This is a genomic window from Mariniflexile litorale (genome assembly GCF_031128465.2).
Classification (GTDB): domain Bacteria; phylum Bacteroidota; class Bacteroidia; order Flavobacteriales; family Flavobacteriaceae; genus Mariniflexile; species Mariniflexile litorale.
Window position 1 is genome coordinate 1,319,954 of the sequence record NZ_CP155618.1, and the last position, 25,566, is coordinate 1,345,519.

The 25,566-nt window shown below is 32.2% G+C and carries 29 protein-coding genes; 11 read left to right on the forward strand and 18 right to left on the reverse strand.

The genetic code is table 11. From position 1 onward, the window contains the following. Positions 1-120 precede the first annotated feature (120 nt). From QLS71_RS05425 to QLS71_RS05445, 5 genes are read left to right on the forward strand one after another with little or no spacing between them, the layout of a single operon-like run. Positions 121-1,146 carry a LacI family DNA-binding transcriptional regulator gene (locus QLS71_RS05425; RefSeq protein ID WP_308991457.1) on the forward strand — a complete coding sequence of 342 codons (1,026 nt, stop codon included), beginning with the start codon at positions 121-123 and terminating at the stop codon, positions 1,144-1,146. A 54-nt stretch (positions 1,147-1,200) separates the two neighbouring features. After that, entirely contained in the window at positions 1,201-2,013 is an 813-nt protein-coding gene (locus QLS71_RS05430) for an undecaprenyl-diphosphate phosphatase (protein WP_308991458.1), read from the forward strand. Beyond that, entirely contained in the window at positions 2,013-2,708 is a 696-nt protein-coding gene (truB, locus tag QLS71_RS05435; RefSeq protein WP_308991459.1) for a tRNA pseudouridine(55) synthase TruB, read from the forward strand. Before QLS71_RS05430 ends, truB begins: the two co-directional genes overlap by 1 nt. Positions 2,709-2,742: 34 nt before the next feature. After that, on the forward strand, positions 2,743-3,291 hold the full coding sequence (locus QLS71_RS05440) for a hypothetical protein (RefSeq protein WP_308991460.1): 549 nt from the start codon (positions 2,743-2,745) through the stop codon (positions 3,289-3,291). A 55-nt stretch (positions 3,292-3,346) separates the two neighbouring features. Next, positions 3,347-4,069, forward strand: a complete 723-nt coding sequence (locus QLS71_RS05445; protein WP_308991461.1) for a hypothetical protein — start codon at positions 3,347-3,349, stop codon at positions 4,067-4,069. Here QLS71_RS05445 and QLS71_RS05450 read toward each other — a convergent pair. After that, positions 4,053-4,670, reverse strand: a complete 618-nt coding sequence (locus tag QLS71_RS05450) for a thioredoxin family protein (RefSeq protein WP_308991462.1) — start codon at positions 4,668-4,670, stop codon at positions 4,053-4,055. The two genes, QLS71_RS05445 and QLS71_RS05450, sit on opposite strands and share 17 nt — an antisense overlap. Positions 4,671-4,762: 92 nt before the next feature. On the opposite strand from QLS71_RS05450, the gene QLS71_RS05455 reads away from it, so the two are divergent. Further along, positions 4,763-5,329: a DNA-3-methyladenine glycosylase I gene (locus tag QLS71_RS05455; protein WP_308991463.1), complete on the forward strand. Its 567-nt coding sequence runs from the start codon at positions 4,763-4,765 to the stop codon at positions 5,327-5,329. Here the strand turns inward: QLS71_RS05455 and aat are convergent. Both aat and QLS71_RS05465 read right to left on the reverse strand, forming a co-directional pair. After that, a complete protein-coding gene (gene aat / locus QLS71_RS05460) occupies positions 5,326-5,955 on the reverse strand; it encodes a leucyl/phenylalanyl-tRNA--protein transferase (RefSeq protein ID WP_308991464.1) in 630 nt (209 codons plus the stop codon). The two genes, QLS71_RS05455 and aat, sit on opposite strands and share 4 nt — an antisense overlap. A gap of 99 nt (positions 5,956-6,054) precedes the next feature. Continuing rightward, the gene (locus QLS71_RS05465) at positions 6,055-6,432 is read right to left on the reverse strand and encodes a DUF3127 domain-containing protein (protein WP_308991465.1); all 378 of its coding nucleotides are present in this window, start codon (positions 6,430-6,432) and stop codon (positions 6,055-6,057) included. A 568-nt stretch (positions 6,433-7,000) separates the two neighbouring features. On the opposite strand from QLS71_RS05465, the gene QLS71_RS05470 reads away from it, so the two are divergent. Further along, the gene (locus tag QLS71_RS05470; RefSeq protein WP_308991466.1) at positions 7,001-8,149 is read left to right on the forward strand and encodes a HAMP domain-containing sensor histidine kinase; all 1,149 of its coding nucleotides are present in this window, start codon (positions 7,001-7,003) and stop codon (positions 8,147-8,149) included. A gap of 10 nt (positions 8,150-8,159) precedes the next feature. Further along, the gene (locus QLS71_RS05475) at positions 8,160-8,510 is read left to right on the forward strand and encodes a hypothetical protein (protein WP_308991467.1); all 351 of its coding nucleotides are present in this window, start codon (positions 8,160-8,162) and stop codon (positions 8,508-8,510) included. On the opposite strand, the gene QLS71_RS05480 is transcribed toward QLS71_RS05475, so the two are convergent. Both QLS71_RS05480 and greA read right to left on the reverse strand, forming a co-directional pair. After that, complete coding sequence (locus QLS71_RS05480) at positions 8,505-8,894, reverse strand: HIT family protein (protein WP_308991468.1); 390 nt, start codon at positions 8,892-8,894, stop codon at positions 8,505-8,507. The genes QLS71_RS05475 and QLS71_RS05480 overlap by 6 nt on opposite strands. 127 nt (positions 8,895-9,021) lie before the next feature. Continuing rightward, entirely contained in the window at positions 9,022-9,495 is a 474-nt protein-coding gene (greA, locus tag QLS71_RS05485) for a transcription elongation factor GreA (RefSeq protein WP_308991469.1), read from the reverse strand. 190 nt (positions 9,496-9,685) lie between these two features. On the opposite strand from greA, the gene QLS71_RS05490 reads away from it, so the two are divergent. Continuing rightward, entirely contained in the window at positions 9,686-10,105 is a 420-nt protein-coding gene (locus QLS71_RS05490; protein ID WP_348636608.1) for a hypothetical protein, read from the forward strand. A 46-nt stretch (positions 10,106-10,151) separates the two neighbouring features. Here QLS71_RS05490 and QLS71_RS05495 read toward each other — a convergent pair whose 3' ends face one another. From QLS71_RS05495 to QLS71_RS05525, 7 genes are all read right to left on the reverse strand, one after another. After that, positions 10,152-12,335, reverse strand: coding sequence for a TonB-dependent receptor (locus QLS71_RS05495; protein ID WP_308991471.1), 2,184 nt, complete (start codon positions 12,333-12,335; stop codon positions 10,152-10,154). Between the two features lie 307 nt (positions 12,336-12,642). Next, positions 12,643-13,050 carry an alternative ribosome rescue aminoacyl-tRNA hydrolase ArfB gene (gene arfB, locus QLS71_RS05500; protein ID WP_308991472.1) on the reverse strand — a complete coding sequence of 136 codons (408 nt, stop codon included), beginning with the start codon at positions 13,048-13,050 and terminating at the stop codon, positions 12,643-12,645. Between the two features lie 4 nt (positions 13,051-13,054). Next, on the reverse strand, positions 13,055-14,596 hold the full coding sequence (locus QLS71_RS05505; RefSeq protein WP_308991473.1) for a DUF4301 family protein: 1,542 nt from the start codon (positions 14,594-14,596) through the stop codon (positions 13,055-13,057). A gap of 2 nt (positions 14,597-14,598) precedes the next feature. Then, entirely contained in the window at positions 14,599-15,165 is a 567-nt protein-coding gene (locus QLS71_RS05510; protein WP_308991474.1) for an ATP-binding protein, read from the reverse strand. Beyond that, a complete protein-coding gene (gene pnuC, locus QLS71_RS05515; RefSeq protein ID WP_308991475.1) occupies positions 15,126-15,758 on the reverse strand; it encodes a nicotinamide riboside transporter PnuC in 633 nt (210 codons plus the stop codon). Before pnuC ends, QLS71_RS05510 begins: the two co-directional genes overlap by 40 nt. A 25-nt stretch (positions 15,759-15,783) precedes the next feature. Further along, positions 15,784-16,509 carry a geranylgeranylglyceryl/heptaprenylglyceryl phosphate synthase gene (locus QLS71_RS05520; protein WP_308991633.1) on the reverse strand — a complete coding sequence of 242 codons (726 nt, stop codon included), beginning with the start codon at positions 16,507-16,509 and terminating at the stop codon, positions 15,784-15,786. 42 nt (positions 16,510-16,551) lie between these two features. Next, entirely contained in the window at positions 16,552-17,178 is a 627-nt protein-coding gene (locus QLS71_RS05525; RefSeq protein WP_308991476.1) for a 4'-phosphopantetheinyl transferase superfamily protein, read from the reverse strand. A gap of 138 nt (positions 17,179-17,316) precedes the next feature. Between QLS71_RS05525 and ahcY the strand changes: the two genes are divergently transcribed. Then, the gene (gene ahcY / locus QLS71_RS05530) at positions 17,317-18,633 is read left to right on the forward strand and encodes an adenosylhomocysteinase (protein ID WP_308991477.1); all 1,317 of its coding nucleotides are present in this window, start codon (positions 17,317-17,319) and stop codon (positions 18,631-18,633) included. A gap of 112 nt (positions 18,634-18,745) precedes the next feature. Here ahcY and QLS71_RS05535 read toward each other — a convergent pair whose 3' ends face one another. The 6 genes from QLS71_RS05535 to QLS71_RS05560 all read right to left on the reverse strand — a co-directional run bounded on the left by QLS71_RS05535 (position 18,746) and on the right by QLS71_RS05560 (position 24,787). Further along, entirely contained in the window at positions 18,746-19,021 is a 276-nt protein-coding gene (locus tag QLS71_RS05535; RefSeq protein ID WP_308991478.1) for a hypothetical protein, read from the reverse strand. Between the two features lie 132 nt (positions 19,022-19,153). Further along, positions 19,154-20,173: a phytase gene (locus QLS71_RS05540; RefSeq protein WP_308991479.1), complete on the reverse strand. Its 1,020-nt coding sequence runs from the start codon at positions 20,171-20,173 to the stop codon at positions 19,154-19,156. Positions 20,174-20,180: 7 nt separating this feature from the next. After that, positions 20,181-23,027 (reverse strand): TonB-dependent receptor, encoded by a 2,847-nt coding sequence (locus QLS71_RS05545; RefSeq protein ID WP_308991480.1) that lies wholly within the window; start codon positions 23,025-23,027, stop codon positions 20,181-20,183. A 216-nt stretch (positions 23,028-23,243) separates the two neighbouring features. Beyond that, a complete protein-coding gene (rpmA, locus tag QLS71_RS05550; protein WP_106660099.1) occupies positions 23,244-23,504 on the reverse strand; it encodes a 50S ribosomal protein L27 in 261 nt (86 codons plus the stop codon). A gap of 43 nt (positions 23,505-23,547) precedes the next feature. Then, the gene (rplU, locus tag QLS71_RS05555; RefSeq protein WP_308991481.1) at positions 23,548-24,240 is read right to left on the reverse strand and encodes a 50S ribosomal protein L21; all 693 of its coding nucleotides are present in this window, start codon (positions 24,238-24,240) and stop codon (positions 23,548-23,550) included. A 103-nt stretch (positions 24,241-24,343) separates the two neighbouring features. Beyond that, positions 24,344-24,787 (reverse strand): DUF4199 domain-containing protein, encoded by a 444-nt coding sequence (locus tag QLS71_RS05560; protein ID WP_308991482.1) that lies wholly within the window; start codon positions 24,785-24,787, stop codon positions 24,344-24,346. A gap of 221 nt (positions 24,788-25,008) precedes the next feature. Between QLS71_RS05560 and QLS71_RS05565 the strand changes: the two genes are divergently transcribed. Continuing rightward, the gene (locus tag QLS71_RS05565; protein WP_308991483.1) at positions 25,009-25,386 is read left to right on the forward strand and encodes a heavy metal-associated domain-containing protein; all 378 of its coding nucleotides are present in this window, start codon (positions 25,009-25,011) and stop codon (positions 25,384-25,386) included. Positions 25,387-25,566 lie beyond the last annotated feature (180 nt).

The following is a 25,566-nucleotide window of genomic DNA, read 5'->3' on the forward strand; positions in this document are numbered from 1 at the left end:
AATTAATTAGTTATAATGCTAAATAAGTGAGAACTATTCATAAATATACCATAAAAATTATCACATTTACACACAAACGTTTGCGGGAACGTTTGCAATTCAAATTAAATATAATTATATATGAAAAAAGAGGTCACAACTTTAAAAAAACTAGCAAAAGAACTAAACCTCTCAACCTCAACCATTTCAAGAGCTTTAAATGATCACCATGATATTAGCCACGCTACTAAAGAAAGAGTAAAAAAACTTGCAGCCGACTTAAACTACGTTCCCAATATTTTCGCCAAAGGCTTTCGAGCGCATAAAACAAATATTATAGGTGTTGTAGTTTCAAACGTTACGCATCATTATACAACCACCATAATTCGAGGTATTCTAGAGGAAGCATCTTCCAAAGGATATAAAGTTATTATCTCAGAATCTAACAATGATGTTGCAAAACAAACTGAAATGCTTAACACCATGATACAATTTGGTGTGGATGGTATTTTGTTATCACTTTCTAAAATGACTCGCGATATAAACCATGTTCTCAAAATATTAGAAACTATTCCACTTATATTATTTGATAAAGTTTCTAGTAAAATACCTTGTACCCAAGTAGTAATAAACGACGAGGAAGCTGCATACAACGCAGTTGAACATCTTATTAATGTAGGAAAAAAAAGAATCGCTATTATTAAGGAATCTAAATTCTCATATAATTCTGAAAAACGCTATTCGGGTTATTTAAGAGCATTAAGAGAACACCATATACCTGTAGATGATAAAATTATTTTAAGTTGTGATGATATTAACATGGAACAAGGTAAACTACTAACAAACATACTTTTAAGTTTAAAAGAAAAACCCGATGCCATTTTTTCCATTACCGATACTGCAGCCATTGGCGTTATAAAAACACTAAAAAAATTCAACATAAAAATACCTGAAGACATAGCTATAGTTGGCTTTAGTAATAACATAAACGCCACTATTATCGAACCTCAACTCACTACTATTGACCAGCCTGGATACAGAATAGGTAAAACTGCCGTTAGTTTTTTGGTTGATGAAATAAATGCCCCAAATAACATTTTAATAAACAAAACCATCGAAATAAAAACTAACCTTATTATTAGAGAATCTACCTTTAAAATTAAGTAGCTTTTGAAATTAAAATATCATTTTTAATATATTATATTTTAATACATTTGCCACATGAATTATATTGAAGCTGTCATTTTAGCCATTATAGAAGGCATTACTGAGTACTTGCCGGTTTCATCTACAGGACACATGATTATCGCGTCGTCCTTTATGAAAATAGCTGGCGACGATTTTACGAAACTTTTTACCATCGTTATTCAATTGGGTGCTATCTTATCGGTAGTTGTATTGTACTGGAAACGATTTTTCCAAAGTTTAGATTTTTATTTTAAATTGTTAGTCGCTTTCATTCCTGCGGTAGTATTAGGATTGCTTTTAAATGATGTAATTGACGAATTATTAGAAAGTCCTGTAGTAGTTGCCATTACCTTAATTTTAGGTGGTATTATTTTATTGAAAGTAGACGACTGGTTTAAAGCCAACGAAGTTTACGACGAAGCCAATCCGGATGCGCACACCAAAATAAGTTATGCTACTGCTTTAAAAATTGGTTTTTTTCAATGTTTTGCCATGATTCCTGGAACCTCTCGAAGTGGCGCCAGTATTGTTGGAGGTATGACTCAGAAATTAAACCGAAAAACCGCTGCCGAATTCTCATTTTTTCTAGCCGTTCCAACCATGTTTGGGGCTACTGCTAAAAAACTATACGATTATTATAAAGCTGGTTTCGAATTAACTAGCGACCAAATAAACTATTTAATTATTGGTAATGTTTTAGCTTTTATTGTAGCACTAATTGCTATAAAATCGTTTATAGATTATTTAAGTAAAAAAGGGTTTAAAGTTTTTGGTTATTACCGTATTATACTTGGTATTGCTTTATTATTCATTCACTTTTTTATCTATAAATTAACCGTTGTTTAATGCTAAATGTTGAAGATTATCTTTCTGGTCAAGTATTATTAATTGACAAACCCCTGCATTGGACTTCTTTTCAAGTGGTTAACAAACTACGTTGGGAAATTAGACAAGCTTTTAAATTGAAAAAAATAAAAGTGGGACACGCAGGCACATTAGACCCACTTGCTACGGGCTTATTGATAATTTGCACTGGTAAAATGACCAAAGAAATCGATTCTTTTCAAGCGCAAATAAAAGAATATACAGGTACCATTGTTTTAGGAAGCACAACCCCTTCGTTTGATTTAGAAACCGAGATAAATGAAACGTTTCCAACCAATCATATCACTGAAGCGTTAATTAAAAAAACCACCAAACAATTTATTGGAGACATTCAACAATTTCCTCCTGTTTTTTCAGCTATTAAAAAAGATGGAAAACGTTTATATGAATTTGCTCGAGCTGGTGAAGACGTCGAAATTAAACCAAGACCCGTGAATATTTCAGAATTTGAAATCACTAATATTGATGGTTTAAATGTTAATTTCAGAGTCGTTTGTAGTAAAGGCACTTATATTCGCTCGTTAGCAAATGATTTTGGAAAAGCATTGCAATCGGGTGGGCATTTATCAGCTTTAAGGCGTACAAAAATTGGCGACTTTCATGTAGATCATGGCATTACTATTGAAAGTTTTATTGAAAAGATTTCTGCGGAATAATTATTGACATGAAATTCTTCAGAAAACCAATTTTATGAAGCATATTTACATTTTATTCAGCATCACATTTTTAATTTCATTCACTTCATTTTCGCAAATAGAAAAAGAAAGAGTACGAGGTATTTACTATAAAGTTTCTTTAGCCTCTACATTATCTATAAACACAGCATACACTTTAGAACAAGATGATGATTCTGGTCCACTTATTAACCCCAGTGCCTTATTTGTAAACAATACTATTGGTTATCAATTTGACCAACGTACGATGATTGGACTTAATGTTGAATACAATTACCACTCGCAACAAGGACTTCACTTTTTGCCTGCTTATTTAAATCTTCAGCATAACATAATTCTTGATGATACCAACGTGTTTGTACGAGGAGGCTGTGGAACACTTTTAGGTATGGAAAAATCGTTTGAAAAAGGTAGCATTTACAAACTAGGAGTAGGCATACAAGAAGTGTTTATGAACAATAACTCGCTGCATTTCGGTTTAGATTTTACCAGAAAACGTTTTGGTTATAAAACCCTTGAAAGTTTATCGAGTGTATCAATTTTCTTAGAATTCATGTTATTTTAAACTTTTTGTCTTATTTTGCCGTATATTATTATGTGTTTCCCCTAAAACAATCTATTTGCGCCTAACAGATCAACATAAAGCCCTACTGCTAACCTTTCTAATTTCTGGAACGGTAATTTTATCTATTTTTAACTTAAGTATAAGAAATAAAAAAGAAGCTATTGCAGAAAGCTACTACGAATTAGAACCCGAAAAAGAACTTACTGAAGAAGATATAAAAATAATTGAGGCTTTAGAAAAACTTAATAACAGTAAAGCTGAAACCAATAGCGCTTTTAACGAAACTGATAAAAATAAACATTTTGCTCAAGCATATAAACAAATTGCACCTCCCGAAGATTATGTACCTAAATCTAGTGAAGAAAATGATGGTGAAGATGACGGTTCGAATAGCCTTGGTGAAAACAAACCTATAAAACCCGCTATTAATAAAGAAGAATTATCGTCGTATAGCAAAGTAAACGATTTGCTAAAACAGCAACAAAACACCGGCGTAAATACCAAAAGTACCGTTAGTTTTTCATTGGTAGACAGAAAAAAAGTGTACATTCCTATTCCTGTTTATTTATGCGAGGTAGATGGAAAAATAGTTGTTAATATTACTGTTAATGCCGATGGGAATGTGATAGACGCTTATATAAACAGCTCTTCAAACTCAAAAAACGCATGTTTAATAGGACATGCTTTAGATTATGCTAAAAGCTCTCAATTCAGCACCGACTCTTCTAAAAAAACGCAATTAGGTTCTATTACATTTAGTTTTATTGGCAAACATTAGGTTCAGACTCACAAAGTAATTCTGTAATATCTTTTATAATATTTTGCCCTTTGTCATTATTATACCAATGCTGCAAATCTTCTTTAAATTCTGGTGTTAACGTGCCGTATTTAGCTTTATAGCGATTTACAAAGCTTGTTGCTTCACTTGGTCTTGGACCATAAGTGTTTAAAACATCATTGGTTTGATTATCAATCATAATCAATTTTGGAATAGACTTACTTCCATTAGTTAAGAATAAATCCATTAATTCTAGGTTTTCATCACGAAGTACAATTTTAAAATCAATATGATTATTTAGTTCTGCCATTTTATTTAATACTGGCAACACATGTGCTGCGTCACCACACCAACTTTCTGTAATAACCAGCCAAGTAACAGGATTGTCAAATTCACTTACCCGTTGCTGCGATGTCTCCGAAATTTTCAAAGTTTTATCCCAACGCTTCATACGCTTGTCATTGAGCTTTGTGTAAGTTGCTAAAGCTTCCGTTTTTTCACTTCCTGTTGTAGAGTTTTGTTCAGACAATTTTTTAACCAACTCTCTATAAGCAGGGTAAGTTAAAGCCTTTTGCATACTACTTTTTATAATTGAGTCCATAGTTTATTTATTAAAGGCTTAAAATTAATACCTCTATATTTTAATACAAATGACTTTTGTCATACTTTTACCTTAATACTTACAAATACATTATGGCTGAAAAACACAGATGTGGTTGGTGTATAGGAGACACTTTATACGAAACATACCATGACCAAGAATGGGGCGTTCCTGTCTATGACGATGCTACTATTTTTGAATTTTTAATTTTAGAAACGTTTCAAGCAGGTTTAAGTTGGATAACCATTTTACGTAAACGAGAAAATTTCAAAACAGCCTTTGATAATTTTGATTATAAAAAAATAGCAACTTATAACCAAAATAAAGTTGATGCATTACTACAAGACTCAGGGATTGTACGAAACAAACTAAAAGTAAATGCTACTATTACCAACGCCCAATTATTTATGAAAATTCAAGAAGAATTTGGCAGTTTCAGCAAATACATCTGGGGTTTTGTTGATGGAAAACCTATAAATAATAGGCTTAGAAGCCACAAAGAAGCGACGCCCACCACTGCAATAAGCGACGCTTTAAGCAAAGACCTTAAAAAACGTGGTTTTAAATTTGTAGGTAGCACCGTTATGTATGCTCACATGCAGGCCACTGGAATGGTAAACGACCACGAGATTGGATGTTTTAGGTATGATGAAGTTTAAGTCGTTAAAAATTGTAAAAATATATCTCTAGAAATCTCTTCAGCTCCTAAACTTTCTAAATGATTGGTGTACACTTGGCAATCTATAAGTTTATAATCTGTATTTTGAATAAATGTAATGAAGGCTATTTTACTAGCGTTCGTTTTTTTAGCAAACATACTTTCCCCACAGAATACACCATTAGACAAATCTATTCCATAGAGTCCGCCAATTAATTCGTCTTCCAACCAAACTTCAACAGATTTTGCATATCCTAAATCATGAAGTTTAATGTAGGCCTCAATCATGTCGTTGGTAATCCAAGTTCCAGGTTGTCCATCGCGTTTGGCTTTAGAGCATTCGGTAATCACTGCCCTAAAGTTTTTGTTTACTGTTACAGTATAGTCTTTATTTCTTAACACCTGTTTCATACTTTTAGAAACTTTCAATTTTTCTGGAAATAGCACAAAACGCGGATCTGGTGACCACCACAAAATAGGATCCCCCTCACTAAACCAAGGAAAAACGCCTCCATTATAGGCAAGTAACAAACGTTCTACGGACAAATCACCTCCAATGGCCAATAAACCATCTTCGGTAGCTTCATTCGGATTTGGAAATATTATATCCTGAGTTAGATATTGCATTTAAGATATTGATATAAAAGTAAACAACCTCGACATTTGTAAACATCGAGGTTGTTATTATGAGATTCTCTCCTTCGCAGGAATGATAAAATCGTTTAATTAAAACGGTAAATCGTCGTGATCGTCTTCTTTCAAATCGCCTGCTGGCTCAAAAGCATCCATAGGAGGTACTGGTGGTAAACTTCCATCTGAGCTTGCTTCTTGCAATGCTTCAATTCTCCAACCCTGAATCGAGTTGAAATATTTGGTTTCACCTTGCGGGTTTACCCATTCTCTACCACGTAAATTGATACTTATTTTTACTTGTTGTCCGGCTTTATAACTGTTAAGTAGGTCACATTTGTCTTGCACAAACTCCACCATGATGTGTTGTGGATATTGTTCTTCTGTTGTTACTACCACTTCTCTTTTTCTAAACCCATTACCTCCAAAAGTTTGAGTTTCTCCTACCATTTTAATTCTTCCTTGAACTTCCATTTAATCTATTATTTATTCTTATTATTTATTCTCTACTCGTTTTATATTAAATCTAAGATAACAATATACTCCAAACACTTTCTATCTCTCCAAAACTCAAATAATTTCGAGCTAGTTTATATTTCTGTTGAGAAATTTTTTATATTACTCTACATACCTAACGTGTCAATAGTTTTGATATTTCAAAAAGCCTCTTTTCTCTAATGTAATAGTTTCCTCAGCTTCTGGCAACCAAATCTAATTTTTGCTAATTTATAGAATCATCTTCATTCAAAACATCCTCGTCTATATGAGACTTTACGACTTTACAAAACCATGTAATTTACTCGCTGACAAGACTTTTGAACCTAGTGAAAGCATTATATTTTTTTAATTTCAACAAAGCTAACAATTTATTTCCTAATTATTTAAGAAAATAATAGTGTTCGTTTCATACAGTTTTAACACCAAATTTTAACTAGTTAAGCAAATGTAACCAATCTAATGGGGAACAAAAAACCATTTTACTAACAACTTGAACAATAATATTAACAGATTTGCATTATATTACCAGTTATTTAATTCAAGAATGATTTTCACAAAATATAGCAACACATTTCGTTGGGTTATTATAATAGCTTCATTTGCTATTGTATCTCTTATTTTATGGAAAACTTATGAGTTTTTTCAGCATTTTAAAGAAGAAGAACGTACCAAAATGGAAAATTGGTCGTTTGCACAAACCGATATTATTAATTCGGATAAAGATGCTAATTTAGATTTAACCCTTAAAATACTTAGTAGCAATACAACAACCCCCATGCTGCTTATTAATGATGATGGAAGTTTAGGTAGTTATAATAATATCAATGAAGCTAAAATTTCTGACTCTTTATACCTTAAAAAATTAATAGTACAGTTCAAAGAAGAAAACGAACCAATTCCTATAAAAATAGGAGAGAGTGTAGTAGGTGTCATTTATTATGGAAATTCCGAATTATTAAACAAGCTAAAATATTACCCACTCGCTTTATTGCTTATTGTATTTCTTTTTGGTGCGGTTATTTTCTTTTTTTACCGAAGTAATAAAAACGCCACTCAAAACAAATTATGGTCTGGTATGGCTAAAGAAACAGCACATCAAATAGGCACGCCTTTATCGTCTTTAATTGGTTGGGCAGAAATTTTAAAATCTGAAAACACAAACCCCGAATATATTGTTGAAATTGAAAAGGACATAGATAGATTACAAACTATTACCGAACGTTTTAGCAAAATAGGGTCTGTTCCTACTTTAGAAATAGCCGACATCGTTAAAGAAACCATCGATTCTTATGATTATTTAAAAACAAGATCTTCAAATCTTATTGAATTTGATATTAAAATACCAGAAGTTCCCATTCAAGTAAATTTAAATAAGCAACTTTACAGTTGGTGTATAGAGAACCTAGTAAAAAATGCCATTGATGCCATGAAAGGTCGCGGCAAACTTACTGTAGAAATTTCTGAATTAGAAAATACTATTATGGTAGCTGTAACCGATACGGGTAAAGGACTCTCTAAGAAAGACTTTAATAGAATATTCGAACCTGGATTTACTACTAAAAAACGGGGCTGGGGGTTAGGCTTATCGCTTACCAGACGTATTATTGAAGATTTTCATGATGGTAAAATAAAAGTTTTACAGTCTGAAAAGAACAAAGGAACCACATTTCAAATTACATTTAAACGCGCATAAACTATAAAGTATGACCGAAAAATTCGTTTTTATAAAGGAAGTCCATTTGAACAATAACTGTCCCATTTGCTATAATAGTGATGGGTTGCACTTAACAATTAAACAAAAAACCGTAGAAAATAGTTTTTATAAAGCTATTACTGCTGATATTAAATATGATATGGTTTGTAAAACGTGTAATAGTACTATTTATCCTGTAAATTGGACGGATGATATTGAGCGTGTTTTTGAATATCACAAAAAAGCTTTTACTCCCCAAACCCCTACCACACACTTAAAAAAAGTTTCTCGGTTAGCTATTTTTTCGGGCATCATAGTAGCTATATGTATTGTGGCTATTTTAATTTACACAGGCTTATAATTGTGCTTTAATTAGACTTGCTACTTCTTGAAATGCTTCGGGAGATAACGCTGTTTTTTGAATAAAGCGTGCATCTTCCATAGAATGCAATGGAATTAAATGTACGTGGGTATGAGGCACTTCTAAACCAATAACAGTCATACCTATGCGTTTGCATGGTATGGCTTTTTCAATACCTATAGCAATACGTCTTGAAAACTGCATTAAACCTGTGTAGGTAGCTTCGTCTAAATCGAAAATCTTATCAACTTCTTTTTTAGGAATACATAACGTGTGCCCTTTACTATTTGGGTTTACGTCTAAAAAAGCTAAAAAATCGTCCGTTTCGGCAATCTTGTAACAAGGTATTTCACCGTTTACTATTTTAGTAAAAATTGAAGCCATAATGTTAAGAATATAGGAATGAGTGTAAATATAAAAAGATTCCTAATTAAATTAATCAGAAATCTTCTTTAGAATTTTTTATGTTTTTAAATTACACGACAGAAGAAATCGCTAAATTTCAACTGTATTATCGTGAAATTTCAATAATATCAAACTTCATCACACCGTTAGGCACTTGTATTTCGGCTACATCACCAACCGATTTTCCTAACAATCCTCTTCCTATAGGTGAATTAACAGAAATTTTACCTGCAGCCAAATCTGCTTCACCATCTGCAACTAAAGTATAATTCATAACCATACCATTGGTTTGATTTTTTATTTTCACTTTAGATAACACTAATATTTTAGAATTATCTAATTGCGACTCGTCAATAATACGCGCACCTGCCAAAGCTTCTTCTAATTTAGAAATACGCATTTCTAACATCCCTTGTGCTTCTTTAGCAGCATCGTATTCGGCATTTTCACTTAAATCTCCTTTATCTCTAGCCTCTGCGATAGCTCTGGATGCTTTCACACGTTCCACATCTTTTAATTGCTTAAGCTCATCTCTTAATTTTTTTAACCCTTCTGGTGTATAGTATGATACTTTACTCATAACTTCATCGTTTTATTAATAATAAAATGCTGAAACCTACATCGACTACGTTCTGTACAGGAGTTCAGCATAAAAAAATCCCGTTTACACGAGATTGCTTAACAAATATACAAAATATTTAACTCATTTTCCTTAATGTTGTAAATTGAAAATTATGATATATTTAAATATGAAGTCTTTTTTTTATATAATGTGTCTTGTCCTGTTAACTACCTGTAGCTCTGATAGTAATATTACTAAAAACCCATATTTACCCAATTACCAATTTAATACGGGCAGCTTAATTAATACTAATCTACCAGAATTTAGTCAATTAAAATTCCCCGGTAATTTTGTTATTCTAAACAGCCCCTATGGGATAACTGGTGTTGTGCTATATTACGCTGGAGGCAGTAACTATAATGCTTTTGAAATAACCGACCCAAACCACCAAATAAGTAATTGCTCGAAGCTAAGTGTAGAAGGTGTTATTGCAACTTGCAATTGCGAGGACGGTAATTCTTATGATATTTTAAACGGCATTAAAAGAGAAGGCACCACAGGCTCGTACAGTTTAGTTCGTTATAGAGTTGAAGTTTCAGGCTCTATTATTAGAGTTTATAACAATTAAAAAAAGCAACTTAAACAGTCGCTTTTTTTAATTGTTGATCATCTTTTTAAATCTTAAGCGTCATTCCTAATAAAAAATTGCTTGTGGCTTGTGGGAAGTAATAAATATCACCACCTCCATAATCAAAAGCATTAGAAATGTATTCCACGTTTAATATATTATTAAATAACCCTGAGAAAACAATTGATTTAAAAATTGTTTTCGGCTTTATTTCGTACGAAATATTAAAATCGTTTACAAAATAACTATCCATCTTAGAATTTTTATCATCAATATTATTTAAATACTGTTTTCCTACAAATTTAGTTAACAATGATAATTGAAATTGGTGTATTGGTGTATAATTTAACATATTACCTAGCACTACATTTGGTGAATATGAAATATGGGTATCACCTAAATTCTCTATTGTCCCAGACACATCCGAGTTAAAGTTTCTATGCTTGTTTTCACTTATAGCAATATTGGTTGATGTATTGAATTTATTGTTAAATTGAATATTAGCATCAATTTCCAAACCTAAACGGTAACTTTTGCCACTGGTCGCTCTAATTGGGCTGCCAACATCGTCTAGTTCTCCGGTCAACACCAACTGATTTCTATAAAACATATAATACAAATTAGAATTAACCTGCACTTTGTTTTTATGAAAACGCCAACCTAACTCTATATCGTTAAGTGTTTCATTTTCGCTCACTCCAGCTTTAAAATCATCGCGGTTGGGTTCACGGTTTGCAACAGCATAAGAGGTATAAAAACTACTAAACTCCGAATTTTTATAAGTTAATCCCGCTTTTGGGTTAAAAAAACTAAATTGCACATCGGTCACAAACGGTCTTCTGTCAGAATTCAATCCATTAGTTTTGTAATTCACAAAACGTCCTTGTAAATCGACAAACCCAGTAAGTTTTTCACTTAATTTAATAGTCGCTTTTGAAAATACACTAAAATTGTTTTTAGAAGCATCACCAAAATAATAACGATCTCTAATGTGTGTGTTTTCAGACAAATGACTTCCCCAGATAATTTCTCCAAAATGATCTCCATCGTATGAGCTATAAGATAAACCTGTAATAACTTCTACTCCTTTTTTCTTATAAGTCACATTCGCATTAAGAACATAAAAATTATTATCTAACCAACGACGTACAATAACATCGGAATCGTCTTCAATTAAATTGTTAAAATCGGCAGCAGACTCTTCTGGTTTATATTGTTCATAATACCCTTTACCCTTAGTATAGTTTAAGCCAATATTAGTAGACCACTTGTTATTTAAGCGCTCATTCCAATGTAGTTGGTAATGATCTTGCCAGTAATTATCCGTTTCATTATCATATGTGTATGGATTTTGGCGGCGGTTTTCCTTTAACTCATCGGCAGTTAATCCGTACCAAGCTTGATAGGTATGCTCTTCATTTCCAAAAGTTAAAGCCTTTATTAAAGTGTTGTCATCTTTGTAAATAGCTTGTAAAAAATAAGATTTTAAATCGCTAGAAGCGCGATCTACATAACCATCGGAATATAATTTTGAAAAACGACCAGAAATTTCAAAATGATCATTTAATAAACCTGTACTCAATTTAACAGTATGTTTCCTAGTATTATAACTCCCAAAACTATTCGAAATTTCGCCGGAAGCTTCCTTAGAAAAGGCATCGGTTAAAAGGTTTAAACTAGCTCCAAAAGCACTGGAACCATTTGTTGATGTGCCCACACCACGCTGTAATTGTAAACTCTCCATGGATGATGCAAAATCACCTAAATTCACAAAAAATGACCCTTGGCTTTCAGGATCATTATACGGAATACCATTAATAGTTACATTTACTCGTGTACCATCGGTACCACGAACACGAATACTTGTATAACCAATACCTGCACCTGCGTCACTTGTGGTAACCACAGAAGGCAAATAATTTAACAAGGCAGGAATATCTTGTCCTAAATTACGTTTAGAAATTTGTTTTTTTGAAAGATTTGAATGTGTAATTGGTGAGTCGGCATTTACACGAACGGCATTCACTAAAACTTCATCTAGTTTTTCTGTTTTCGTTGAATCTTTTTGAATTTGATTATTTTGTGCTTTAATACTGAATGATAACACTAAGAGTGTTAAAAAAAGAAAAGTGTTTTTAGTTTTGATGACTTCATTTTGAAAGTCAAAACTGAATCTCCTAAAAAAGTAATTGTAACTTTTTGAAGAAAGAATAAGAAAAATAGATTTCATTACGATTATGTTTATAATCGAATAAAAAGAGGTAATTATTCTTTAATTGGTTAATAATTATTATTTAATTCTATCATACAAATTATTGCCCTATTAGCAATACTCTGTACTTTCAATTTAAATCCCTAAACAGCATTACCTGTTCTAGGTTCATTGGGTATGATCTCAGCCTTTTGGTAGTTAAAAGTTAAAAGTTAAAAGTTAAAAGTCTAAATTATTGACCAAAAACTGAAACTGATGACTGCTAACTGAAAAGCACCCCTTTTTTGAGAACGCTGCAAAGATATAAACAATTGACAACTATTTTTCAATCTATATCAGGTTTTCTTCTATTTGCTTTTTTATCAGATAGATTACGCTTAATCTTTAAACGCTTTTTAATAACAGCTCTAGGGATTTTTGTTGGAATTCTTTTTCGGGGAATGATTAATCCCTTTTCTATCAATTCAAAAAAACGGTTTATTACCAATTCTTTATTTTTATGCTGACTTCTACTTTCGTCGCATTGCAACATTAAAACACCTTCTTTTGTTAATCTGTTTTGAAGTTTATTTATGAGTCGTTCCTTTAATTTTTCATTAAAAAATGAAGATTCAAACAAATTAAAAGCGAGTTCAACCTTTGATGATACTTTGTTTACATGTTGTCCACCCGCACCCGAACTTCTAACAGCTTTAAAAGTCAATTCTTGTAACAATGCGTCTTTGTTTAACATTCTTCTAAACTTGATGCGCAGGTTTTAATAAATCGTTTACTGTTTTTACTGGGTTGAAGGTTGCTAGTGGAATTTCAACAAAAATAGTATTCCAATATGCCATCGCACCATTCCATAATCCTGGGAGTTCTAAAGCTTTAATATCTACACCATTTTGAGATTTTATGGTTATAAAAGCGGCATTAGAATCTACATACTTTGTTAAATCAAATTTATTTCCTTTATAATCTTTAACAGCACAAACCAAATCTGTTGGATTAAAATGGGTAGCATGATCTACAATATTTTTTTGAGATGGGTTTTCAATATTAATTTGAGCAAACTCAACTATTTGTAAAGAAACAACTCCGTTGCCATCTTTAACCCAAAATGGCCCTCCACCAGGTTCTCCTTCATTTTTAACCATTCCACAAACTCTAATAGGCCTGTTAAGTTTTTGATGTAAATAGACTCTCTTTTCTTTTAGACTATACTCTTTATATGCCTCATCTATCTCTACATTAATTCGGTTAATTACAAATAATTCGATGTTATTAACTTCATCTTCCGAAATATCTTCATCTTCTAACTTGTATAAATATTTAAAAGTTTGAGTTTGTATTTGCAGAAGGATCCCTGCTAGCATTTTTTTATAGTTAGAAACCTCTATGTTTTGTTCTAAAACAACAATATTATCGATGTTTTTAATAAAAATAAGATCAAAATCGAGAACATTCAAATTTTCAATTAAAGCCCCATGCCCTGATGGTCTAAACAATAATTTATCATCTTCAGTTCTGTAAAGTTCATCTTTGGATGTGATGGCAATTGTATCGGTAGATTTGTTTTGACATGAAAATGATACGTTAAATTTTGTATTAATTTCCTTTTCAAGATAATTTTTAACTCGTTTCAATTCATTTTCAAACATATCTTTATGCACTTCTGAAATTGTAAAATGCAAATTAGCCGTACTGTTTGATAAAGCATATAATGTAGCTTCTAGCAAATGTTCCTTAAACGCAGTAGAAACTTGATCGTTATATTTATGAAATGGCAACAAGCCTTTTGGGTAAAAACTATAGTTTAATCGATTACCTTCCAACATGGTTTTTACAAATAACACACATTGTTTCCCTAATGATAAACTGTTAAAGTTTGGGATTGTTTCATTTATTTTTGCTCTAACAACATCATAAAACGGTAGCTTTTCCAATCCGTTTAAAAACTCTGAAAAAGCCTTATTTTTCTCTGAATATGACTCTATAGACTCATGATTTTCATCAAATTCATTTAAAAACTGAAACAAAAATTTGAACATCCGTGTCGCAGCTCCAGAAGCTGGTACAAACTTAACAATAGATAGTTGGTCGCGTTTACTTTCAAAAGCATCAATACAGTCTTGCTGCTGCTGCTTGTCTTTTTTTAAAATACCGTTTCCTATGGTTGCTGCATCTAACAAATTAGAATAAATCATCCCTGATTTAATAAGTCTCATCTGAGCATTGACTTTTTCAACAGTCAATCCATGATTTTCTATTTGTTTAATATCTTGTTCTGTAAACATTATTAGTGTTTATTTAATAAATTATCAATATGTTTAATTGCGATTTCTAAACGTTCCTTTTTATTTCCTTTTAATAAAACATAAGGTCGCTTATTTATAATTAAGGCATTTTCAAAAGCCTTAAACATCGCTTCTCTTTCATTGGGTTTATCCCTTAAATCATCAGGTTCCCAAGGCGTGTCAATATAAGTTAAAAAATATAAAGCGTAAGTATTTTCTAAAGCAAATTTTTCAAGTATTGGGTCACAACTTCCTAAATAATAGGCTTCAGAATACACTTTAGTTTCTAGTAAATCGGTATCACAAATTAAAACGGTATTGGTTTTTTGTGCTAATTCATTTTCCAAACGCATTTGCCCTTCAGCAATTGGTAATAAATCATGCGGTTCACAAGTTTTACGTTCGTTATTCCATTTGTTTTGAAGATACTCGCGTGCATATTCAGGTACCCAAACCGAATTGTAGTGTCTTGCCAACTTCCTTGAAAGGGTTGTTTTTCCCGTAGATTCAGGTCCAAATAACACTACTTTTATACAGTTTGAAGGTTGTTGGCTATACTTTTCTTCCATAATAAATAAGCTTGAATCGCTAAAATTGTAAATATAAGGTATTGAAACGAAAGCATTCCCCACCCTCTATATGCGTAAAGCGGAATGGTAATGATGTCAGCTACAATCCACAATATCCAATTTTCAATCTTCTTTTTTGCCATATACCACATCGCTGTAAAAAACAGACCGGATGTAAACATATCAACATAATTAGAGGTTGTTATTTCTTCTCCAAAAACTGTATAAACTATATATGTAAAACTTAATGTTAAAATAAACAACCCAAACCCCATAATTTTTTCCTTGGTATTCGTTCTAGATATTTTAACTACTTTTTCGTTATTTTTAGTTCGTGACCAATTCCACCAACCATATATACTCATTACGGAAAAGTAAAAATTTATCATCATGTCGCCATAGAGTTTATCTTTTAATAAAAGATAAACTGAAATAATTGTTGCAATTAATCCCGTAGGATAGACTAAAATGTTTTCTTTTTTTGCATACCAAACACTTGCAATTCCCGTAACTAAAACAATGGCTTCTAATATAACTATAAAAGTCTCTTTATTTTTGTAGGTATTTAAGAAAAAATCAAAAATATGACTCATAATTGTGTTTACATGGTTTTACTATTTACTTTTTTAAATCGTCAAAAAACGTTTCATCTTCCTCAAAAGCAGTACCAATAACGACCATATTGGCACCAAAATTATAAGCGTTTTCTAGTTGTTGTCTATTTCTAATGCCTCCGCCAACAATTAAAGGTATTTGTAATTCCTTTTTTACTGCTGAAATAATAGTTTTTGAAACAGCCTCTTTTGCTCCACTGCCCGCTTCTAAGTAAATAAGCTTCATTCCTAATAATTCACCCGCTTTAGCAGTATCAACTATTTTTTGAGTATGATTTTTGGGTATTGGTAGCGTTGCTGTAACATTTTCTACAGCTGTATTTTTTCCACTTTCAATTAAAATATATCCTGTGGGAAGCACCTCTAAACTTGTGTTTCTTAATTTTGAAATAGACTCTACATGTTTTCCTATTAAGTAGTCTGGATTTCTACCAGAAATCAAACTTAAAAACAATAAGGCATCCGCATGATTAGTAATTTGAGTAACATCACCAGGAAATAGAATAATAGGAAGTTTGGTTTCTTTTCTTATTGCGGCTACTAAAACGTTGGTAACGCCTTCTTCAACAGTACTTCCTCCTACAAAAACATGAGTTATTATAGAGGCGTGGACTTTGGTTATAAAATCTTTAGTCTTTTCAATAGAAAATTTATCGGGGTCTATTAAAACCGCTAAAAGCTTCTCTTTAGTAGAAGCCGACTTTAGTATGCTTTGGTATATGTTTTTTATTTCTGCCACGAATACTCAAATATGATTTTAAAATATATATTTTTATTTTATGGCATACGCGCAGGTAAAACCTTCAAACTCTAAAAATTGAACTTGATAACGCTGCTTTATGTCTTCATAATCAATCCAAGCAATGGTTTCTTGCTCATTATCCGATATCGGAATCACTAAACAGTGCTGTTTAAAACTCAAACCTGGTGTTGCAAATAGTTTGTATAGTGATTCTTTTATACACCAAATAATAGTTAGTTTTTTAATATAGTCTGAAACTGTATTTTTTAAATAACTAGCCTCATAATTTATAAATTTATGAGCTATCGTACTAATTTTATCCCGTTGCTTTTCGATGTCAATACCAATAATAGCATCACTAACTATTACTCCCGAAAAATGAAATGAATGTGTAATTGAAATGTGTTTACCATCTTTTAAATATGGTTTACCATTTTCATCATAAGACAAATCGACATCTTCGTAACCAAACGCTTTTAATAAACAGCGTACACTTAAAAATCCGCGTTGGTGCATTTCACTTTTCATACCTAAAACACGCTCTAAACTTTTAGGTTTTAAGTTTACGGCTTGCATTAAATCATTAAAAGACTCTGTAATCTTCCAGATTTTAACAACTGTTTGCGAATTTGGAGTAATAATTTTATAAAGAGGCATTTAATATTCTAAAAGTTATTAGTTATCTTTGCACTGCCTATGGCAGATTAAACATTTTTGTTGAGCAATTTAGCTATTTTAAATACGATTCCAAAGATGTTTTCCTTTTATAAAATAAAGAAAAAATAAAAAGTTGATATGAGTACAAAAACAATTCCTTACGTAGCCAACAAAGTAAAAGACATTTCGCTTGCTGCTTGGGGGCGAAAAGAAATAGAATTAGCCGAGGCCGAAATGCCCGGACTTATGAGTTTACGTGAAGAATACGGAAATTCGCAACCTCTTAAAGGCTCACGTATTGCAGGATGTTTGCATATGACCATTCAAACGGCCGTTTTAATTGAAACTTTACAAGCCTTAGGAGCCCAAGTTACTTGGAGTTCTTGTAACATTTTCTCAACACAAGACCAAGCTGCTGCTGCTATTGCTGCGGCAGGAACTTCTGTTTATGCTTGGAAAGATATGACCGAAGAAGAATTTGATTGGTGTATTGAACAAACTCTTTTCTTTGGTGAAGACAGACAACCACTTAACATGATCCTAGATGACGGTGGCGATTTAACCAATATGGTTTTAGATCGTTTTCCAGAATTGGTTCCTGGTATTAAAGGCTTGAGTGAAGAAACCACTACAGGTGTACACAGACTATACGAACGTGTTAAAAAAGGAACATTACCAATGCCTGCTATTAACGTAAATGATTCGGTTACAAAATCTAAATTCGATAACAAATACGGTTGTAAAGAAAGCGCTGTAGATGCTATCCGTCGCGCTACCGATTTAATGCTTGCTGGGAAACGCGTTGTTGTTTGTGGTTATGGCGATGTTGGGAAAGGTACCGCTGCTTCATTTAAAGGCGCAGGAAGTATTGTAACAGTAACAGAAATCGACCCTATTTGTGCTTTACAAGCTGCTATGGATGGTTTTGAAGTTAAAAAATTAGAAACTATTGCTCCCAATGCCGATATTATCATAACCACAACAGGAAATAAAGATATTGTTCGTGGGGAACATTTTGAAGCCGTAAAAGACAAAACTATTATTTGTAATATCGGACATTTTGATAATGAAATTGATATGGCTTGGTTAAAGAAAAATCACGGTCACACAAAAAACACTATCAAACCTCAAGTAGATAAATATACCGTAAACGGAAAAGATATTATTATTCTTGCTGAAGGTCGTTTAGTAAATTTAGGTTGCGCTACAGGTCATCCAAGTTTTGTAATGAGTAATTCCTTTACGAACCAAACCTTGGCTCAAATAGAACTTTGGACCAATAGTGATGCTTATCAAAATGATGTGTATATGTTACCAAAACATTTGGATGAAAAAGTTGCAAAATTACACTTAGCTAAAATTGGTGTTGAACTTACCGAATTAAAACCTTACCAAGCAGAATACATAGGTGTAACGGTAGAAGGCCCTTACAAACCTGAATATTATAGATATTAAGAATTCATGCATTTGCAGGAATCTCAATTTCCAGAAATAATAAATCCCAAACAACAATGTTTGGGATTTATTATTTTATCATTTATGAGCCTTAAAAAATCATACGAGAAACTCAATCATCTACCATATCTTTCTCAAAATACCACCATAAACTTGAGTCGATTGATGCTTTCATTCTGTTAATGTCAACCGAGTCTTGTAAAAAAATGGTTAGATTTTCGTCTGCATGGTTTTGCTCAACAGTTTCGTTTATTTCAATAAGTTCAATTTCTGTAAAGTGCTCTAAATGATTTTTAATTTTATCATCTAAAGATTCGTCACTCAAAAATATTTTAATAGTTTGCTTTGTGGGAGAATTTCTAATTTCTGATCTGAAAGGGAGTAGCATAACAACAAATTTAAGTGAAACAATGTGTGCATTTTAAATGCAATACCCTAAGTTAGTAAATTATTTCAATAAAGTCAATAAAAAAAGCCTTTCTGTTTCTAGAAAGGCTCATTTTAAGTATCTAATAGTTTTTTATTCTATTAACTTGAGTTTTGACAAATCATGAAAAAAGAAATTCTTTTCATCGTTCATAGATACAAATAATCCGTTTGGAAATTTACTTCCTAAAGCGGTAGTTGTTACATCACAACCATCGGTTTCCAAAGTACCTAAATTAAGCTCTTTTATAAATGCATGGGTTTCCAAATTAAATATATTAAAGGTATGCGCTTGTTGATTTGACACTATTAAATAACCTCTGTCGTGATACTTCGCAATAGCAATACCTTCAATGTCATCTTTAAAATGTTCGCTTCCAAAAAGCACTATTTCGGCGTCTCCTTTTTCTGGATTTGCATGGTATTTTCTAATACCTACGCCTTCATCTGAATAATATAGAAACCCCGCTTCATCATCAACTGCAATAGCTTCAATTTCTTTTTGTCCACTAAAGTTTCCTATTTTTCTAAGTAAATTAACTTTCACACCTAAAGAATCTGAAACCAATTCATATTGATATAAATAGCCTTCTGTTGGACCATTCTTTCTACTTACAAAAACCGAAATTTGTCCTGTTTCAGGGTTTTTATAGAGCGCTACTCCCATAGGTCGTTTCATTTCAATAGTGGTTTCATCTTCAAAAACTTTAAAACCACCATCATCTAAAGGTATCATATCTGGTACTGAAAATAAACGTATTTGGTTTTTTTCTCTTTCGGAAAACACGATGATATCTGTTGAAGTGGAATCGTTTAATTTAAACCCGTACTCTAAATCGACGTTATTCGGGTAACTAATATTGGTGATGCTTTTCCCTTTAATGATTTTTCCATCTAAATTGAACGCATACACACCGCCATTAATTTCATCTTTATCGGTACCAAAAACAATACTAGCTTCTGGATCGTTTTTATTTATCCAAATAGCAGGATCATCGGTATCGTGTGGTGTTTTTTCCGTTACGGTTGTGGCTACTATTTCTGGTAATTTGGCTGCACAACCTAATAACAATACGGTGATTCCAAAAATGATATTTGCTTTTATTTTATTCATGTTTATATTAGTTTTTCTTAAACAAATCGTATTTTAAACCAAAGGTTAAGCGCCTGCCATAATATTCCATTTGCATAGTTCTAGACTTCACCCCTTGAAAATAACGCAACGGCTGGTTGGTGATGTTATTCAAATCGGCATACAGACTTAAGTTTTTATTTATTGAAATATTGGCGTTCAAATCTAAAAAAAATTGCTCATCATAATATCTGTCTTCAAACGCACGACCACCAATTTCATCTATATAAGCATCAGAATAATTTCCAGATAAACGCAGACTTAATTTTTTAGTTGCATAACCTAAAGAAGCATTAAACATATTTGGTGAGGTTTGAGGTAAATCTAAATCGTTACGTTCTTCACCATCTTCATTTTTAATACCTTTGGCATCAGATGTTAGATAGGTGTAATTTAAGTAAATACTCAAGTTCTTTGCAAAACCGGGTAAAAAATCTAACTGACGTTGTAAAGAAAATTCTGTGCCAAACACCGTAGCGCCATCGCCATTTAATGGTTGGTATACTTCGTAGCCATTGGTGTCTTCTGACTGACTGGTGTACACAAAATCTTGTATATCTTTATAGAATACACCTGCAGAAATAATTCCAACGGACTTGAAATAATGTTCTGCCATCACATCAAAATTCATAGATGTGGTTGGATTTAATTCTGAATTACCTAAATAAATTTCCTCGTCTTCGTTATTAACTTCTTGATAAGGTACTAAGTCTACATAATTTGGTCTTGCCAAAGTATTTGTCCACGCAAAACGCAATACTGTTTTGTTTGATACATCATATTTTAAATGAATTCCAGGTAATACGTTTGTATATGAGTTTTCATCTTTTAACTCGTTTGTTCCTGCGTAATCGCCATCTTCATCAAAAATTAGTTCGTTTCCTATGCTGTTGATTTCGGTATGTTCTATTCTAACACCCATTAGCATACTTAATTTATCTGATAGTTTTTGGTTAGTCATCGCGTAGCCTGCATACACATTTTCATTGACATCAAAATTAGCAGTAAGGTATTCTTCTGGAAGATTTTCTGCTTCAAACTGTGCTACATCATATAAATTTAAAGCTCCTAAATATTCTGGAGTTGCGAAGTTCCCAACAGCATATTGGCTACCAGCTAAAAAATCTTTATCAGAATAATTACGGGTTGGTACACCACCTAATAAATCTAAGTCAGATGTCTCTGGACTGTATTCAAAGAAATTATTATCTCTATTTTTGTTTTTTAATCTGGCACGTGTTCCAAATTTTAGAAAACCATCTTTATGTTGAAAAATATTTAGAGGCAATTTAAAATTAGCAAATAAGTTAACATCTTTTTCTTCTGTATATTGATTTTCTTCTGTTAATTCATCAAATTCAAAGTTAGTATAACTAGACTCAACAACATCAAAAGGTGTAAATAATGGTTTGTCTAAATTATTATTAAATGTTACCCCATACTCGCTTTCATACTCTAAATAGCGTTCGTTTAAACGCTCTTCTGAAGCTTTTGAAAAAGAAGCCATCCAATCTATTTGTAATGCTTTAATTAAATGCTCACCACCTAAGCTAAAGTTAAACATACGTTGATCTTCTAAACGTCTGTTTTTACTGCGGTTGTTATCAATACCACCTTTAGTTTGTCTTTTAGCTTCAATAGGGAATGAAGTTAGGTTTCCATTGCCATCTACTGTAAAATCGCCGGGTTCAATATCTTCACCATCTAAAATTTCTTGTTCTAATCGGAATCTATTTTCGCGATCGTCTCTCCAGTTATAGATTGATTTTAAATAAATATTATTGTTTTCGTTTAATTTATAATCAAAATTTGCCGAAAAACTACGACGAATACGTTGCACCAAATACTCTCTAATTTCAGATACTTTAGCATATGGATTTACATCTACTTCTTCTAAATTATCTTCATCATCAAAGGCATTGTATTCAAATTCATCTTCCCATTCAGCTTCAACATTGTCACTTCCAAAATCATTATCGTTAAAAGATGCAGAAAGCATATATCCAAATTTCCCGTCATTGCTTCTATCTCCTAATAGAAAAGATCCATTTAGAATTCTTTTATCCGTAATGTCATTAATACCAGAGCCAGCAGTTGCTGATAAACGAAATCCTTGAGGTGATGTTTTAGTTATTAAATTAACAGAGCCTCCCAAAGCATCTGCATCCATATCGGGCGTAATTGCTTTATTAACTTCAATGGTTTGAATCATATCGGCTGGAATTAAATCCATTTGTACGTTACGGTTATCGCCTTCGGCAGAAGGAATACGACTTCCATTTAAGGTTACGGAGTTTAATTGTGGTGATAAGCCACGAATGATAATATTGCGAGCTTCCCCTTGATCAACCTGCATAGTAATACCTGGAATACGCTTTACCGCATCACCAATATTAGCATCTGGAAATTTCCCAATTTGGTCGGTTGAAACAATATTGGTAATGTTTTGTTTGTTTTTTTGAGTGTTTAAAGCTCTGGCTTGACTCCCTAAAGAGTATCCTGTAACTTCAACTTCATCTAATTCAGTATTATTAGAACTTAATGTTACATTTAAAGTACTTGTTTGACCATTTGAAACAACCACTTCTTTTTTAAAGTCTGAATACCCTAAATACTTAATTAAAAGATGATAAGTTCCTTCTGGAATATTAACTAAAATAAAGTTTCCGTCAAAATCTGAAACAGCTCCTTTTTTAAGTTCCTCTATCATAACATTAGCGCCTGGAACCGTTATACCATTTTCGTCGGCAATAATACCTCTTATGTTTCCATTTTGTGCATATCCTGCTAAGGATGATATTAATGCTATTAATAAAAATACATAGTGTTTTCTCATGTTTGTTTTGTTGATTAATTATTTGAGCGAAATAACAAAACAGACAATCAAAACACTTTAAACCATTTTTATGTTACCGTTAAGGATAGAAGCTTATTTAATAAGCATTGCAATTAATTAACCTTTAAAAAACCTTGAGGAAAAGTTGGCTAAAAACCAACAAAAAACCCTTTCTGTTTCCAGAAAGGGTTTTTATATTTTAAAGAAAATTAGTTTTTAAACCTCAAAAGGTTCAATAGAAACATAAGATTTGTTATCTTTTTTCTTTGTGAATTTTACAACGCCATCAACATATGCGTGTAATGTATGATCTTTTGAAGAATACACATTTTCACCTGGGTGATGTGTATTTCCTCTTTGTCTTACGATAATGTTTCCTGCAATAGCAGCTTGACCACCAAAAATCTTAACACCTAAACGTTTTGATTCTGATTCTCTACCATTCTTAGAACTACCTACCCCTTTTTTATGAGCCATTGTCTTAAGTTTTTATATTGTTAATATTAAGTGTTCTTGAAAATTACTTTTCAATACCACCATCTAATTTGTCCTGTAATTCTTTTAATTCATCCCACTTACCATCTGCAGCTAATTTAGCTTGCTTTGGCCATGTATCTGTAACGATATGAGATAATCTTGAGCTAGCTTCCGTAAGAATTGCACTTAATTCTTCTGGTTTTGCTTTTGCTATTTTAGCAAAAGTATCTAAACCTGCATTTACTAATGCTTCAGCAGCTTTAGGTCCCGCACCTTCAATTTTTTTCAAATCATCCGCTTTTCCTGTTGCTTTTTTAGCAGCTGGTTTTGCTTCTGTTTTTGGAGCAGCAGCTTTTGGCTCTGCTTTTGCTGGTGTCGCTTTTTTAGCTTCCACTTTTTCTACTTTGGCTGCTTTTTTAGCTCCAGAAGTAGCAATACTTTCAATTACAATTTCTGTTAAAGATTGACGGTGACCGTTTTTCTTACGGTAACCTTTACGTCTTTTCTTTTTGAAAACTATAACTTTATCACCTTTAAGGTGCTTTAAGACTTTTGCTCCTACTTGAGCTCCGTCTATAGCTGGGGCGCCTACGGTTACATTGTCACCATCACCAATTAGAAGAACATTATCAAAAGCCACTTGCTTTCCTTCTTCTGTTTGTAAACGGTGTACAAAAACCTTTTGGTCTTTAACAACTTTAAATTGTTGCCCTGCTATCTCTACAATTGCGTACATAGCGTAACGTTTTATTAATTAATTTATTCAAAAACCCCTACCTATACGGAAGGCGGGTGCAAATATACTGCTAATTAATTAATTTACAAACGTTTTGTTTTTTTTAGGCAAGATTTTTACTGTTCTTAAAAAGTTGCATTACAGCGAGGGTCGAAACTACCGTAGTTGCAAACCCCATAATAGCTACCACAAAGGTTATTAAACCCACATCAGCCCCAAGTCCTCCATGCATTTCTTTAAGTAATTCTGGCAAAAAATCAGGACTAAACTCAGTGGCATAAAACAAGAAGAATATGGTAAAAAGCATAGTGGCAATAAAGCCGGTAATGAGCCCTGTTTTAAAACCTTCACCGTATGAAAACGTCTCACGGCTTTCAAGTTTACTTAGTCTTATGGCTTCATAAACTCCAAAAGCAGTTATAATAGCATTAAAAAAACTAAATGCTGGATTTACATGCTTATGAAATAATGCTAAAATTAAAAAATAAGCAATTAATACAGCACTCGTAACAAATCCAAACCTAATAGGAAGCGATATTTTTTTCATGTGTTAAAATTTAATTTTATTTAAGAAAATAATATTCAGTTGACAAATTCATCATTATAACTAATAAGATTTGGTAAGCATGTTTCTTTTTAAAATAAAAAATGCTATTAAATTTCGTGAAAATTTTGATAAGAAAATAATTTTAACGAGCTTTTAATATGAATATATAATTATCCAACCTCTTTATTTAGTAAATTTGTTTAAATTTAAATACTTACATAATGATAAAGTCAGTAAAAAATATAATGATGGTTGTGTTAATAGCTGTATTTGCTATGAGTTGTAAAAATGAAACCAAACCCGAGGTTAAAACTGTTGAAATGACTACAGAAGTGACTAGCACCATCGACCCGAACGCGACTTACGCTAAAGCGGAATTCACTATTGATGGTATGACTTGCGCCATGGGTTGCGCTAAAACTATTGAAAAGAAAATTGCTAAAATGGAGGGGGTGAAATCTGCAATAGTTGATTTTGATAAAAAATTAGCTATGGTAGAATATAATGAAGCTAAGGTTACCCCTGATTTATTAGAAAAAACGGTGACTTCAGTGTCGGATAGTTATATAGTGAGTGATATGAAAACCGCTAGTAACTAAATAAATTGAATACACAAAAGTTTTGTGAATTTCATTTATCTGTCGACTTATACTTAGTCGACTTATACCTATAAGAATACTTAATCAAATACCAACACATATAATAATGTGTGAGGTTAAAACATATAATTGCAAAAAAATTCAACAAATCGTTACTGTTTAGAAACAGATTACCTCCCT